Origin of the sequence: Desulfitobacterium sp. (genome assembly GCF_035539115.1) — a bacterium.
Lineage (GTDB): Bacteria > Bacillota > Desulfitobacteriia > Desulfitobacteriales > Desulfitobacteriaceae > Desulfitobacterium_A.
In genome coordinates this window covers 1-14,972 of record NZ_DATLJA010000095.1, presented here as the reverse complement: position 1 = coordinate 14,972, position 14,972 = coordinate 1, and the positions used below count along the sequence as shown (strand labels likewise).

Sequence of the window (14,972 nt, the reverse complement as noted above, 5' to 3'; positions counted from 1 at the left end):
CAAGAATTCTCGGAAAGTAGAGCAATATATCCAACATTTTTGAAGCCACCAACACAAAAACGCTGGGTTTCCCCCAGCGTTTCAAACTAATATGCATTAATACCGACCGGACCCTCGTCCACCTCGCTTGGATTCTGTCGCGCGGCGGTAATCCAACTGACGCTCATCACTGTCTTTAATGAACTTAGCCATTTTATCCTCAAAAGACACGGTTGGCTGACGCCGTTCACGATTAACGTGAGGACTCGGATTGGCTTGTTTAATGGATAACCCAATCTTCCCCTTCTCGTCGACATGAATCACTTTAACTTTTACATGATCCTGTTCCTTGAGATAATCCCTTACATCTTTTACATAAGCATCTGCTACTTCCGAGATGTGCACGAGTCCTGTGACCTTATCTGGCAACTCTATAAAAGCCCCAAAATTGGTGATACCCGTCACCACTCCTTCAACAATGCTGCCAACCGTTATGGACATACGAAGCAAACTCCTCCTTGTGATAGTCTCGATACTTAATCTTATTATATCTGTCTTATAAGAGAACTGTCAAGATAACAAGCCTTTTGTTCATTAACAAATTTTTACTGTTTTTTCGGAGAAATTATGATTTCTCCTTTGCGAACGAGTCCTAACTGCTCCCGTGCTAACTGTTCAACATAGCTCGGCGTATTCAGCTTAACAATTTCCGCTTCTAATCCAGCTTTTTCCTGCAAAAGACTCTGTTCCTCAGTATTGAGCTGGGCTATCTTCCCATTAACATGATGTTCTAGTTGATAAAGCTGCCATCCCGAAGTTGCAAAAACCGTCGCCAGAAAAGTGAACAGGATAAGATGCCCGAGATGAAATTTTGGTTTCTTTTTGTTCTGTATTCTTTTAGGCCGGGTCTCATTTGTCTTCTGTGTCCTCTTCATCGAAATCATTCCCTCCCAGGCCCAATTCTCCTTCTGGTATAATGCAGACGATTTCATACCCTTTTCCCTTAGCCCTTGCAAGTAAGGTTGCTACAGAACTTGCACTGAGATGCAGTTTTTTGGCAATTTGATCGGTCGAAAGCCCCTTTTCTTTCAAAACAACCACTTGGCGCTCCCGAAAGCTTAGTTTTTCTAACCCGCGTATCTCAAAATGCACTCGACTCCACCCTTGCCTGCCAACTGGCTTTTCTCAACCTATATCAAGCTTTCTTTATCCACAGAGATTTCAAGTTATACACAGATTGTGGATAACTTGTGGACAAATCATGGACAAACAGTGTACAAAATAACTACAAACTGTGGATAATTACATTATACCGAGTGATAAATAAGTAATCAATCCTTTCTGCTAATTTCTACCCTTTAGTCCTAGGAGGAAATAACCTCTTGCCAAAATTGAAGAGCCTAATCCTCGTTTGCCTGAGGGGTTGAGCCAAAAGTGCCTCGAGAATACGATAAATCAGAAAGCTAAACCAACGTAAGAGCGCATAAGGTGGACGCATCAGAATAAATACTCCCCTAACCGGAATCTTTAGACCTTGTCTTAATAGCCAGAGCAGATAAGAAATAAGATGGAAAAGCCAAAGGTATACTTTAATAAGGCTCCTACTTAAAAAGCGAAGATAGAGGAAAAGCCCTAAGATACTTCCCCACAAGATATAAATCCGGAAATCCAAAGAGTTCGCCCGTTGAAAGAATCGAAAAAGGATCACGAAGGTGATTAGGGAAAAGAGTAAATCACCTACCCAAGTGGTGACACGCCCCCATCTTAAATAGCGGCGAAGGGAACGATAGAAATCAAAGAGCACGCCCACTATAACTCCGGCTATTACAACCCAAAAGAACGCCTGAAACTCTGATATTTTACTCTCCCCCTCTTAACGGAAAATCCGGCCCCATAGATTTCCTCGCGAACCGCCCGCTTGACGAGGATAGATTAAACCCTCAACAAATCCTTCAACTTCAACTAACCCTTCTTTAAGATCCAGGTGTTTAATTCCTAGCTTATCTCCTTTGATCGTCAGCATACCTTGAACGGTCTCGATCAGAATCTCTTTAGGGTCAAACGACTGAACCTTCAATACTCCGGTCAGCGAAAGAATCTCCCGGTTATTCATGGTTAGTCGGTGAACTTTATCCACATTCTTATCCACCCTGTTCAGCCCCCTCTTTCTTCTCTTCTTAAACGTTATTCTTAAAGACTTTCCTTTAGACTTCAGGGGATAAAGAAAACTTGGCTTGTGCCAAGCGTAAGCGAAGGCAGAAGCCCTAGTTGCCTTATCCTGCCGAACATAAATACTTGCATCGTAGGATAAAGAAAGCGCGCATCAGTTCCCTCTGCGCGCGCCTTTCAGTACTTTATTCCATTGCCCGTGCCTTAATTGGCACAGATATATTTTCTTGGAGAATAAAGAAACTTGGCTGGCGCCAAGCCCTCTAGCGTAGGCGGAAGCCTTAGTTGCACTTATGCTATCTGCCCAAAACTTATACTTTCTGTTAGTAAAATAAAAAGCCCAGCTTGCGCTAGACTCCGAGTCCTACAACTGATCTTCTGCTGTCGTTCGTTTTTCATCCCGAATGAGGTCATACAAAAGATGCGCCTCATTCGCCTTAACGCTGTTAGGCGTCGAGACCACCTGGACCTCAAGAATATGACTTCCGATCACAATCATTATCTTATCCCCGGGTTTAACCTCTGCTGAGGGTTTAGCCGTCCTGCCATTAAGTTGGATCTTCTCACCCTCACAAATATCCTTAGCAACTGTACGCCGTTTTATCAGGCGAGAGACCTTTAAATATTTATCAATACGCATATTCCTTACCTCGATTAAAGAAAGATAAATGAAAATCAGGTTCAAAGAACCTGATTTCGCATCGTCTAAACCTAGATGCCTGATTTAGAATTAATGTTGTACAGCATCCTTAAGCGCTTTGCCTGCTTTGAAACTAGGAACTTTGGAAGCAGGAATAACAATGCTTTCCTTGGTTTGTGGGTTCCGGCCAGTACGTTCTGCACGATTTTTGACCTCAAAGGTTCCGAACCCAACGAGTTGCACCTTGTCATTTTTAGCAAGTGCCTCTTCAATTGCACCAAATACTGCATTCACAGCTTTCTCCGAATCCTTCTTTGACATATCTGTTTTTTCAGCCACTGTTGCTACAAGATCAGCTTTATTCAAAACAATTCCCTCCCATAACTTGTATTATGTATTCCGCGTTATATTTCGCGATAAATAGCTAAACTCCTGCTAAAATTCATGTCTTTTCAATAATCTTTCCACTTTTTTCATACATTTTTGCCTTTTCCCAATAAAAATTCATCTCTTCGAGGGTTATATCTCCTAATTTTTTACTTTCGATCAAAGCCAACTCGGCCATCTTCTCGAAGCGAGTTTGAAACTTATAGACGGCCTTACGTAAAGAATCCTCAGGTTCTAATTTAAGGAAGCGGGCTAAATTAACGAGAGAAAAAAGGGTATCTCCAAATTCCTCCTGAATCCCCTCACCAGAATTCATCGCTTCTTGAAGTTCTTTAATCTCTTCCTGTACCTTTGCTAGGGGTCCTTCCCAATCTGGCCAATCAAAGCCGACCTTCGCAGCTGCTTTCTGGGTCTTTGCTGCGAGCATTAGAGAGGGTAAAGCTTGAGGAAAGTGGAACCACCCTTGTGCCCGTTCTTCCCCTTTTTCTTGTTTCTTAATTTCCTCCCAGTTCTGCAGAACCTCTTCTGAATTATCGACATGAACCTCACCAAAGACATGCGGATGACGATGAATCAATTTTTGAATAATTCCTCTTAATATATCATCAAACTCAAACTCCCCTGCCTCATGCGCAACTTGGGCGTGAAATACGACTTGTAATAGTAAGTCTCCCAATTCTTCCGTTAGATTATACATATCCTTCCGTTCAATGGCTTCTAAAACCTCATAACTTTCTTCGATCAAGTAAGGTTTTAACGTCTCATGGGTCTGCTCAAAATCCCACGGGCAACCCCCTGGAGCACGAAGAGTCTTCATTACTTCTTGGAGCTTAGTCAGGGATATAACGTCCTGATGTGGAGGAACAAGGACTGTCGTCAGATGATCAAACTTCTGATGATCAAGTTCATAAAGCTTAACTTTCTGAACCACCTGGTCAGGAGTTCCTAAAGCTTGAACAATCATCACTGGAGCTTCGTCAGGATAAACCTCCATCAGGTCCAGTTTAACGTCCGAGGCAATTAAAGAGCTATAGACTTGGGGAATAATAAGCCACTCACTCCCCGTCAACCCAGAACCTTTTAAAGCGTCATAGTTCCGGATCAGTAACCCTTGAATTGGATCCAGCGGAACAGCTGTAAAAATTGCATCCAAAAAACTGACAGAAGGATGAAGAAGGACACGATATTGCGGGGTAAGCTTGTCCATAATTAATTGGACACTCCGTTCGGCAACTGCCGGATGACCTGGTACTGCATAAATAACTTCTGCATGATTGGTAAGCTCATCTTCCAACCGCCTGACAATATTTTCATAGACCTCTTCAAAGGATTCACCCTGCTCATAATACTCATCAAAGGATTCAAGCTTAGCCCCTTCATGAAGCAAATCCTGAGCACACGGATGATTGTAAGTACGCATGAAGACTTTATCCGCAGACAAGATTAAACGATACGTCCCAAGTGTCATACTTTCTAATCCTGCCGGGCCTAAACCAAGAACATGTAACGTGCTTTTCACTGAGTCCACCTCCCGGCTGTATTCTATCACATTCAGTAATAAATGCTAAGATAGAAAATTGGCCGATGCAAGCCTTTGCGAAGGCGGCCGCCCAGTTACACAAAGAAATTAAAGCGGCGTAATTGCCGCTTTAATTTCTCTGTTATTGTTCCATTTGCTTAGCGAGAAAGCCCGCTGCTGTCTCAACCAACTTGAGCTCCAAATCTCCCATCTTAACATTGGGATCCTTGGACATGAGGATAACCGCACCTATTGGATCTCCCTCTGCAATAATCGGGGCAACAACTTGTGTCGTGAGTTTTGCCTGTTCGTCTTCATCCTCCGTCCCTTTCGCTGTTTCCCCAGCTTTTAAGTGAATGGTCTTTCGTTCATTCATAGCTTGTTCAAGCGTAACCCAGATCGGCTTATTTATGTACTCTTTTTTCGAAGCACCTGAGACAGCGATAATGACATCCCGATCTGCTATACAGGAAATATGTCCTGTAGCCTCATAAAGAGAATCAGCATATTCTTTGGCAAACTCGCCTAGTTCCCCAATAGGAGAATACTTCTTAAGAATTACTTCCCCGTCGCGATCAACAAAGATCTCGAGTGGATCTCCCTCTCTTATGCGAAGTGTCCGACGAATTTCCTTTGGAATTACAACACGACCAAGATCATCAATTCTTCTTACAATGCCTGTTGCTTTCATGGACGCTCTTCCCTCCTTATTGTCTGTCGTTTACGAGCGAACCTAGCTGTTCACTTCAGCCGTTACGGACACGGTAACCATCAACCTTTTCTGTTTATTGATGCGGAATACCCCGTTCGTCGGGAATTTCGCGTGACTTAACTTCATTGATAGTATATATCTACCGAATCTCTATTATTCATTTTTTTCCATAAATAAAGAAATAAGGTGATTAGTAAATCCAGCGATGGAATAACGATTAGAAAGTAAGAAGCTGTTGATTAATTTAAAATCAACAGCTTCTCAAAGATTTGATTTAATAAATTCCCTTAAGGCTTAGTTGCCGGAGTATTAGCTGCAGGAGTATTAGTCGAAGGGGTAGTCGTCGCATCCTGAGGGTTATACCCCTTCGCGTATTCAATCTTGGCATTCTTGTTTAAGTCATTGAAATAGGTCTCAAATTTCAAGCTCTTGGCGTTATTTAAAGCATCACTAGCCACTTGATCTTTTACCTTCGTAAAGTCAGCCTTCACAGCCTGTTTATGATCCTCAACTAAAATCACATGATACCCGACATCTGTTTTCACGGGTATAGTTGAGAAGGTTCCTACTTTCTGTGCGAAAGCTGCCTTCTCGAATTCTGGAATCATCGTACCAGCACTAAAGTACCCGAGTTCTCCACCAGAATCCTTAGCTCCCTGTTCAGTAGATTTGTCCTTGGCCAGTTGTGCAAAATCAGCATTCAGGTTGGTACTCTTTTGGAGTTGAACGATAATTGCTTTCGCTTCGTCTTCTGTCTTTAAAAGAATATGACTTGCTTTCACTTGTTCCGCTTGACCCCCGTACTGATCCTGGTGACTATCAAAATATTGTTTAATCTCTGCGTCGGTAACTTTAACATCCGTCGTGACCTTATCCGATAAGGCCAGATAGTTCTTCACTTCTGGCTCTGTCATTGCCTGTTGCTTGAGCCAGGCTGCGAAGGCTGCATCATCCCCAACCTGTTTCTTAATATTATCTTCAGCCGTCTTCACTTTTGGATCATCCAGATTCAGTCCCTGTTTTTTAACGTCTTGAGTAACCAAAACGGAGCCAATCATGCCATTGAGGATTTCGGCTTGAAGCTTTTTCAAGGTCGCTTTCCCTTGCTCGGTATCAAAAGCCATTCCTTGTTGTTCATAGGCCTTTTGGACATCGGCGATCCGGGTATTATAATCCGTTAAAGAGATAGCCTCGCCATTAACCTTGGCCACCCATTTTGCACCGCCCAAAGAGGAACATCCAGTTAAACTTAATGCTAAAACTAAGACTCCGGCAACTAGACTTGTCCGGAATTTTTTCATGCCGTCACACCCTTTCGAATCCATCAATTGCCATTATATCAGGGCGTCGTCCCCGAAGCAATACCATTAAATACCAGTAAAACACGATGGACAGCCTCTAAAATCTCTTCTTGAACTATTGAACGCAAACGAACTTTAATCTCTAAATTTCCCTCTACGGTCGTTCCAAAGGAGACGGGGAAAGGAGACTCCAAGGCAACAACCATCAATTTCTCACCTGTTAGCCCAGGATCGGAAGCAAATTTGAAGACCACCTGTTGCTTCACCTGTTGAATTTGTTCAATCTTCAATTCTGCGGCGACCCATTTAATCCGGATAATTTTTAATAAATTTTCCACTTCGCGGGGTGGATTGCCAAAGCGATCGATCAATTCATCCACCATATCACTGAGTTCCCCTTCAGTGGAGATCATCACCATCCGCTGATAAAGTGAGGTTTTCGCCTGACGATCGGTAATATAATCATCAGGTAAGAAGGCATCTACTTGAACCTCAATACTGGGCTCAATTGTTTCCTCAACTTTTTCCCCCTTAATCTCTTGGACTGCCTCTTTGAGCATTTGGCTATAGAGTTCAAACCCAACAGTTGCTAAATGTCCATGTTGTTGGGCCCCAATCAAATTCCCCGCTCCCCGAATTTCTAAATCTCGCATCGCAATTCTTAGCCCAGAACCAAACTCTGTGAATTCGCGAATCGCGGTTAAGCGCTTTTCAGCCACTTCAGTGAGAATCTTCTGGGGCTTATAAAGAAAATAAGCGTAGGCTTTACGGTTCGAGCGACCCACCCGTCCTCGGAGTTGGTAAAGCTGCCCTAACCCTAACCGATCTGATTCGTCGATGATTAAGGTATTCACATTCGGCATATCCAAGCCTGTCTCAATAATCGTTGTACACACGAGAACATCGCTTTCTTGCTCGAGAAAAGAGATCATTGCCTTTTCTAGCGCGGTCTCTCTCATCTGACCATGAGCTATTCCATAACGCGCTTCAGGCACGAGCTCGTTCAAGAAGTGCACCACTTGTTCCATATCTTCAACTCGGTTATGCACGAAAAAAACTTGTCCGCCCCGTTGGATTTCCCGACGGATAGCATCACGCACTAGATCCGGGCGAAATTCGGCAACATAAGTTTGAACCGGATAACGATCTTCTGGGGGGGTCTCAATCACGCTCATATCCCGAACTCCCACTAGGGACATATGGAGTGTCCGCGGAATGGGTGTTGCCGAAAGGGTAAGAACATCTACATTAGCCTTTAACGTTTTGAGTTTTTCCTTATGAGATACTCCAAAGCGTTGTTCTTCGTCGATAATCAAAAGCCCCAGGTCTTTAAACTTAATTTCATCTGCGACGAGGCGATGCGTTCCGACTACGATATCAATGCTTCCCTCTTTAAGACCCTGGATAATCCCTTTCTGTTCCTTAGCTGAGCGGAAACGGCTCAGCATTTCAATCGTAACAGGATAGCCCATAAAACGCTCCCGGAAGGTATTAAAATGCTGCTGAGCAAGAATCGTCGTCGGAACTAAGATGGCAACCTGCTTGCTGTCCATGACCGCTTTAAAGGCTGCTCGTAAAGCAACTTCCGTCTTTCCATAACCGACATCTCCACAGAGCAACCGATCCATCGGCCGTAGACGCATCATATCCTGTTTTACTTCTTTAATACTTTGCAACTGATCTGGAGTCTCCTCATAGGTAAATCTCTCTTCGAATTCCTGTTGCCAGACATTATCAGGGGAAAAGGCAAACCCCTGAACAGTCTCCCGCTCAGCATAAAGTTTGACCAAATCAAAGGCCATCTCTTTGATCGCGCTTTTCGCTTTATTCTTAGCTTTTTTCCAATCATTGCCACCCAATTTATAGAGCTTGGGGAGAGTTTCGGCATCACTACCCAAATATTTCTGAAGAAGATTTAACTGATCGAGTGGAACATACAACCGGTCTTCTCCGGCGTATTTTACGGTAAAGTAGTCCTTAGCTATGCCACTAACCGTCAGCCTTTCAATCCCCAAAAACTGCCCGATTCCATGGTGGACATGAACGACATAATCACCCGGTTTTAGATCGGAAAACTGAAGTCGTACTGTCTTCGTTTCCTTAACCACTGGCCGCTTGGACGGAGCTTTTCTCTCCCTTTTATAGATCTCGGCCTCGCTCAGCACGACGAGCTTATCAATTGGCAACTCAAAGCCCTGATCTAAGGAAAGGGCATAGACAAAAACTCCCCCTTCTTGAACAGATTCGTTTAGCTGCTTGAGGTGGGCCATCGATCCACGATCTCTTAAGCCTTGAATGAGTCGTTCAGCATGTTCTTCATCTCCAGCAAACAAGGAAACAACATAGCCCATTTTCCGCCAATTTTCAATTTCTTCAGCCAAGACCCCCGTCTTGCCCATGAACCCGGTTAAGGTCCGTGCCGTAAGGTTATAAATCCGACGTGGGGAAATCCCGGGAATTTGACGTGGGAGTGTGGACAACAGCACAAACGGTTGGCTTATTCCATATTGAATGAGCTCAGGATAGGTTATAAATTGAGCTTCTGGGCTCATGAATTTTTCCCCTTTTTCCAGAGCCTGTGTGTACTCCTCTAACCGTTCTTTCATTTGAAATTCTAATTGTTCCTTCAGACGCAAGGGTTCATCCATTATGACATAGCTTTCCTTCGCCAGTAGTGAAAAAAATGGATCCAGAGAATTCTCAAGCAAACTTAGATATGGATAAACGTTTTCATCCAAAATCCCTTGGCTTAGCCGCTCTTCCAGGTGTTTCGCCTTCTCCTGAATCCGTTCCGAAGCTTCCGTCCTCCCGCTCCGATTAAAGCGTCCCGCTACCTTGCGCGCTTGAGCCCGGACCTCCCACCGTAGACTTTCCAGCTCCTCGGGACGAACAACATATTCAAGGACCGGAGGAACTGAAACGTGGTCCAAGGGTTGGGTCGATTTTTGAGTATCTAAATCAAAGATACGGATTGAATCGACCTCATCATCAAAAAACTCAATCCGCAGGGGTTCCCCATCTAAAGGATAAATATCGAGAATCCCGCCTCGAAGAGCGAACTGGCCTTTCCCCTCGACAAGCTCTAAGCGATCATAACCCGCCGTTACAAGCTTTGCTATCACATCAGCCAGTACATAGGCCTCTCCTTGTCTAAACTCCTGCGTATACTCCTTCCAGCGCTTCTCAGAATACATCCGGCGATCCACTGCGAGAATTGGAGTCACTACAATCTGTTGCTTATTTTGAGCAAGCTGGTTTAAAACCTTAATCCGCTCAGCCGTAGTCTCCCTGCTCCGGCCGAGAACCTCAAACGGTAACCACTCCGTTGCCGGGAAATAGAGAATGGATTTATCGGGTAACCAAGCCTTCAAATCATTTGCCCACTTTTGGGCTGCTTCCTCCGAGTAAGTCAGGATTAGCCCCGTTTTACCCGAACTTAAAAGTTCTGCAACCAGCGCACTCTTTTGGCTTCCCGATAAATTATAAACCATTTGTGGCCATTCTTTTCGAACAAGCGCTGCTTGAATCTCGTCAATATCCAGACCCTGCCGGAGATAATGATGAATTGTACTCAACCCGTCCATCCTTTCAAACTCATTTACTCACACAAAAAAATTGAACGTCCGAGCTGGGACCCCCATTCATAGCGCATTTAAACACAAGAAGAGTATAGAGGTATATTTAAAATATACCCCCGTTCAATCTTATAGGTTTTTTAATTAAATCGTCGATCTTGCTCCACTTCTAATTGGCCCAGGCAGTCTGGGCATAAAGCATACGCAACATTACCCACGAGATTTATTATAGAATCAGGCCGTTCAGAGGTCAAGTCATCCACTTCAAGTTCGCCGAGAACTCGATCACAGGCTTGACAGATTTTTAGCACTAACATTACCCAGCACCTCCTCCTCTTAGGTTAACCTTCACTTCGCAAGGTTATACCCGAATGCAGAGTAGTCTCTAGAATTCATGCTAGTTAGCTTGCCTGTACTACTGTTTAGCGATTATACATATTCATTGCCTTATTACTCTCATCCTGAACCCAAAGTCGCAAGACTTCTTGTCCGCGATCCAGCACATCTTCCATCGAGGGAACTTCATCTTTTGTGAATGAAGCCAGTACATAACGAGCAGGGTCCCATCCGGCTAGCGGCCTACCAATTCCGATTTTCAGGCGCCAGAACTCCTCTGTTCCGATTTCAGCAATCGTCGACTTGATCCCGTTATGCCCGCCAGCGCTCCCCGATTGTCGGAGACGAATCCGACCCAAAGGTAAGTCCATGTCATCATGGACAACGAGAATATCCTTTGAAGGAATTTTATAAAATTGAGTCAGTTCACGAATTGAGCGACCACTGAGATTCATAAAGGTCTGAGGTTTGAGTAGAAATACCCTTTCTCCCGCCTCTTGTGTTTCCGCCATTAGCCCCTGAAATTTGGGCCGGAAATCCAACTTCAGCTTTTCAGCCCAAGTATCCAAGAGTAAGAACCCCACATTATGTCGAGTCTCTGCATATTGCGCACCTGGGTTTCCTAACCCTACAATAAGTTTCATCTATTTCACTTCCTTTAAGCATATTGAAAACATCTCATGAATAAGTTTTGAAGGAAAAACAAGTTTACAGTTCTCTACTGTATTAAAGAATAGTCGCCTTATCCTCTCGGACATAATTACATGCATCATAGGATAAAGAAGACTTAGCTGGCGACAAGCGTTAGCGAAGGCGGCTGCTTAGTCGCCTTATCCTGCCGGACATAATTACATGCATCGTAGGATAAAGAAGACTTAGCTTGTCCCAAGCATTGCGAAGGCAGAAGCTATAGCCGCCTTATCCTGCCGGACTTAAACACATGCATCGTAGGATTAAATAAGTAAAATAAGGGGGCGAATAGACTTGAAACCAAGCCGTAAGTTTCTATCTTTGCCGATTGTCTCTCTAAGCGAAGGGCAACATGTCGGTTATGTCAAAAGCCTAGTGATTGATGCGCATACTAAGTCCTTAGCTGCTCTCGTCATTGACCTTAAAGGGTTCTTTAAGGACCAACGCATCATTCCCTACGGTAAAGTAATCAGTGTTGGAGATGATGCCATTACCATTGACAAAGGCGATCATGTCGAGAAATCAGCCAGTCTTCCGGAGATCCTTAGCTTAATTAAAGAAAAGCTCTCAATTATTGGCACACGCGTCATTACCCAAAGTGGTAAAACCCTCGGAGTCGCTGAAGAATATTATATTGATCCAGAAACAGGCCGAATTACCCGGATTGAGATCTCTGGCGGCAAGCTGGAGGGTCTTCTGAATGGCAAGGCCCTCTTGCAAGCGGAGTATATTTTGACTATTGGTCAAGACGTCATCGTTACTGAAAAAGGGAGCGAAGCCCATCTTGTGGCGGCGGACAAAGGAATAAGCGACAGCTTTAAATCTCTGATCCATTCCACCTCGAATCTGGCCAGCGAAACGACACATTCTTTAGGTAAGCATTTCAAAAAAGGAAAACCACTAGGCCTGGCTGAAAAAATGATTCAGGAGGAAGACTCTCCTCTGGCACAAGAGGCAGAGAATCTTAAGGAATCCACTCCCGAGCCAATCAGAAACACAGACATTGCCTCGCAACCCTTAGAAAGTACTTCTAACGAGAATCCTGATTCTCCTATGCCAAATCCAACAACCAAAGAACCCCTGGGTTAACCCCAGGGGACTCAATTAACTAAATAACTTGCTGACGGAAAGATCCTCATGAATGCGGACGATCGCTGATCCCAACAAAGGAGCCACCGAAAGTGTCTTGATTTTGGGGATCCTGCGTTCTGGATCGAGCGGAATCGTATTCGTAACAATGACCTCTTTAATTACCGATTTTTCAAGTCGATCGAGTGCGGGACCGGATAAGACAGGATGCGTACAGCAGGCGAAAACCTCTTTCGCTCCCCGATCCATTAAAGCTTGCGCTCCTTGGGTAATAGTCCCCGCGGTATCAATTATATCATCGATCATGATCACAGTTTTACCTTGAATATCGCCGATGACATTCATAATCTGTGAGACATTCGGTTCTGGACGTCGTTTATCAATAATTGCGAGTGTTGCTCCTATTCGCTCAGCTAGGTTACGTGATCGTTGCACTCCCCCTAAATCAGGAGAAACGACGACTACATCCTTAAGTCCTTTATTTAGGAAGTACTCAGCAAGAATCGGTACACCTGGCAAATGATCCACGGGAATATCAAAGAATCCTTGAATAGCCGGGGCATGAAGATCCATCGTTACCACCCGGTCTGCTCCTGCAGTCGTGATTAAATTGGCCATGAGCTTAGCGGTAATCGGGTCACGCGCTCTTGACTTTCGTTCTTGTCGGGCATACCCATAATAGGGGATCACTGGAGTAATACGGCGAGCAGAGGCCCGTTTTAAAGCATCAATCATAATCAGAAGTTCCATAATATTATCGTTGGTTGGATTACAAGTTGGTTGCAGAACAAAAACGTCTGCTCCCCGTACACTTTCATTGATTTCAATTGCTATTTCGCCATCTTGAAAGCGTTTAACTTTAGCTTCTCCCAGCGGGACCCCTAGATATTCTGAGATTTCTTCCGCAAGTTCGCGGTTAGCGTTACCGCAAAATATTTTTAACTCCTTGACCGACATTCCTTTTTTATCCCCCTATTGTTTCTTATTGCGAACCCAATTTTCCTTTAGCTTCTGGGTACTCCGCTCAACAGCCAAAGCATAAGCGGGTACATTTCTGGTAATCGTTGAACCAGCACCCGTTACAGCCCCTTCGCCAATTTCCACAGGGGCTACGAGATTAGTATTACTTCCAATGAATACATTATCCCCAATTATGGTTTGATGTTTGTTGATCCCATCATAATTACACGTTATAGTCCCAGCCCCAATATTGACGGATTGGCCCACTTGGGAATCACCAACATAGCTTAAATGCGGAACTTTGCTTCCTTGACCGATCCTACTGTTTTTGATCTCCACAAAATCCCCAACTTTAACTCCTGCCTCTAAGACCGTTCCAGGCCTAAGGTAAGCAAAAGGCCCGACGTTACACCTAGGACCGATTTGCGCCTTCTTAGCCACCGAGTGTGCCACTTGACACCCGGTTTCACAGACGCAATCCTCTAAGGTCGTCTGTGGGCCCAGGATAACATCCTCGGCTATCCGAGTCTTACCCTTTAAGGTAGTGAAGGGTTCGATTACCACATCACGGCTCAGCTTAACCTCACAACCAATGAAGGTAGAGGCTGGATCGATAATCGTAACCCCCTCATCCATCCAATAGTGAAGAATACGCTCGCGAAGCACGTGCTCGGCTTCAGCCAATTGTACTCTGCTATTGATCCCCAATGCCTCATTCCCATCTTTAGTACAAAAAGTTGTGATTTTTTCCCCCTGGGTCACAAATATATCAAAGACTTCAGTTAGGTAGTATTCACCCTGGGCATTTTGAGGCTTAATTCTCCGTAGAGCTTCCCTGAGTTTGGCCACGTTAAAACAGTAGGTTCCAGTATTAATTTCCCTGATGGCCCGTTCTTCAGAGGTTGCATCCTTCTCTTCCACGATTTTAACAAACTTTTCCCCATCTTTAACAACCCGACCATATCCATAAGGATTATCGAACTGGGCTGTGAGAAGCGTCGCTGCTCCCTGGGAATCGGTATGAATCCGAATTAGTTCAGCTAAGGTCTCTGGCCGGATTAGAGGTTGGTCGCCACTTAAAACTACGATATTATCCACTCCGTCAAGATAAGGAAGGGCCTGCATCAGGGCATGACCTGTCCCTAACTGTTCCGCCTGAATAACAATTTCAGCTCGTCCAGCTAGAAATTCCTCAATTTTTTCTCGTCCATGTCCTAGAATAACCAAAGATCGTTCTACTTCATTCTTTTTCACTAGATCCAGGACATGCTCAATCATCGACTTCCCTGCCAAGAGATGCATCACTTTGGGAAGCTTAGATTTCATTCGTGTTCCTTTCCCCGCAGCCAGGATGACTGCTGCCCAATTAGGCATGGCTTTTCGCCTCCAACCCTAGTTTAACCGAAAACTATTGAAATAAAATTATTCGTCAAAAAACCACAAAATTCCTCCTTTTATTCTCATCTTATCTTTATTATATCCCAAGTTTGGCGACAATTTATTCCAAACGCAGTAATATCAAGGCTTCTAGGGTTTGCCAACGAAAGTGTAGTCCCAAATTGGAAAATGACCTCTCCGAACTATTGATTTTACTGGGCTAAAGGGGTTCTGTTTT

At 44.2% G+C, this 14,972-nt stretch carries 16 protein-coding genes; 1 reads left to right on the top strand and 15 read right to left on the bottom strand.

Features of this window, described 5'->3' with window-relative positions:
* Positions 1–96 precede the first annotated feature (96 nt).
* The 13 genes from VM640_RS15365 to pth all read right to left on the bottom strand — a co-directional run bounded on the left by VM640_RS15365 (position 97) and on the right by pth (position 11,262).
* The gene (locus tag VM640_RS15365) at positions 97–480 is read right to left on the bottom strand and encodes a S1 RNA-binding domain-containing protein (RefSeq protein WP_325393776.1); all 384 of its coding nucleotides are present in this window, start codon (positions 478–480) and stop codon (positions 97–99) included.
* Positions 481–584: 104 nt separating this feature from the next.
* Complete coding sequence (locus VM640_RS15360; protein ID WP_325393774.1) at positions 585–914, bottom strand: FtsB family cell division protein; 330 nt, start codon at positions 912–914, stop codon at positions 585–587.
* Entirely contained in the window at positions 889–1,131 is a 243-nt protein-coding gene (locus VM640_RS15355; RefSeq protein WP_325393772.1) for a sigma factor-like helix-turn-helix DNA-binding protein, read from the bottom strand. The genes VM640_RS15360 and VM640_RS15355 overlap by 26 nt, the downstream gene beginning before the upstream one ends.
* A gap of 199 nt (positions 1,132–1,330) precedes the next feature.
* Positions 1,331–1,837, bottom strand: coding sequence for a spore cortex biosynthesis protein YabQ (gene yabQ, locus VM640_RS15350; RefSeq protein WP_325393818.1), 507 nt, complete (start codon positions 1,835–1,837; stop codon positions 1,331–1,333).
* A 15-nt stretch (positions 1,838–1,852) separates the two neighbouring features.
* Positions 1,853–2,092, bottom strand: a complete 240-nt coding sequence (gene yabP / locus VM640_RS15345; protein ID WP_414648016.1) for a sporulation protein YabP — start codon at positions 2,090–2,092, stop codon at positions 1,853–1,855.
* Positions 2,093–2,512: 420 nt separating this feature from the next.
* Positions 2,513–2,788, bottom strand: a complete 276-nt coding sequence (locus VM640_RS15340) for an RNA-binding S4 domain-containing protein (protein ID WP_325393769.1) — start codon at positions 2,786–2,788, stop codon at positions 2,513–2,515.
* A gap of 90 nt (positions 2,789–2,878) precedes the next feature.
* Complete coding sequence (locus tag VM640_RS15335) at positions 2,879–3,154, bottom strand: HU family DNA-binding protein (protein WP_325393768.1); 276 nt, start codon at positions 3,152–3,154, stop codon at positions 2,879–2,881.
* A gap of 76 nt (positions 3,155–3,230) precedes the next feature.
* A complete protein-coding gene (gene yabN / locus VM640_RS15330; protein ID WP_325393766.1) occupies positions 3,231–4,694 on the bottom strand; it encodes a bifunctional methyltransferase/pyrophosphohydrolase YabN in 1,464 nt (487 codons plus the stop codon).
* 142 nt (positions 4,695–4,836) lie between these two features.
* On the bottom strand, positions 4,837–5,385 hold the full coding sequence (spoVT, locus tag VM640_RS15325) for a stage V sporulation protein T (RefSeq protein ID WP_325393765.1): 549 nt from the start codon (positions 5,383–5,385) through the stop codon (positions 4,837–4,839).
* A 308-nt stretch (positions 5,386–5,693) separates the two neighbouring features.
* Positions 5,694–6,707, bottom strand: coding sequence for a peptidylprolyl isomerase (locus VM640_RS15320; RefSeq protein WP_325393763.1), 1,014 nt, complete (start codon positions 6,705–6,707; stop codon positions 5,694–5,696).
* 38 nt (positions 6,708–6,745) lie between these two features.
* Positions 6,746–10,291, bottom strand: a complete 3,546-nt coding sequence (mfd, locus tag VM640_RS15315) for a transcription-repair coupling factor (RefSeq protein ID WP_325393761.1) — start codon at positions 10,289–10,291, stop codon at positions 6,746–6,748.
* Between the two features lie 131 nt (positions 10,292–10,422).
* Complete coding sequence (locus VM640_RS15310) at positions 10,423–10,599, bottom strand: hypothetical protein (protein ID WP_325393759.1); 177 nt, start codon at positions 10,597–10,599, stop codon at positions 10,423–10,425.
* Positions 10,600–10,704: 105 nt separating this feature from the next.
* Positions 10,705–11,262, bottom strand: coding sequence for an aminoacyl-tRNA hydrolase (gene pth / locus VM640_RS15305; protein ID WP_325393757.1), 558 nt, complete (start codon positions 11,260–11,262; stop codon positions 10,705–10,707).
* A 340-nt stretch (positions 11,263–11,602) separates the two neighbouring features.
* Between pth and VM640_RS15300 the strand changes: the two genes are divergently transcribed.
* A complete protein-coding gene (locus VM640_RS15300) occupies positions 11,603–12,397 on the top strand; it encodes a PRC-barrel domain-containing protein (protein WP_325393755.1) in 795 nt (264 codons plus the stop codon).
* A gap of 15 nt (positions 12,398–12,412) precedes the next feature.
* On the opposite strand, the gene VM640_RS15295 is transcribed toward VM640_RS15300, so the two are convergent.
* Both VM640_RS15295 and glmU read right to left on the bottom strand, forming a co-directional pair.
* Complete coding sequence (locus VM640_RS15295) at positions 12,413–13,354, bottom strand: ribose-phosphate diphosphokinase (protein ID WP_325393752.1); 942 nt, start codon at positions 13,352–13,354, stop codon at positions 12,413–12,415.
* Between the two features lie 15 nt (positions 13,355–13,369).
* Positions 13,370–14,731 (bottom strand): bifunctional UDP-N-acetylglucosamine diphosphorylase/glucosamine-1-phosphate N-acetyltransferase GlmU, encoded by a 1,362-nt coding sequence (gene glmU / locus VM640_RS15290; RefSeq protein WP_325393750.1) that lies wholly within the window; start codon positions 14,729–14,731, stop codon positions 13,370–13,372.
* Positions 14,732–14,972 lie beyond the last annotated feature (241 nt).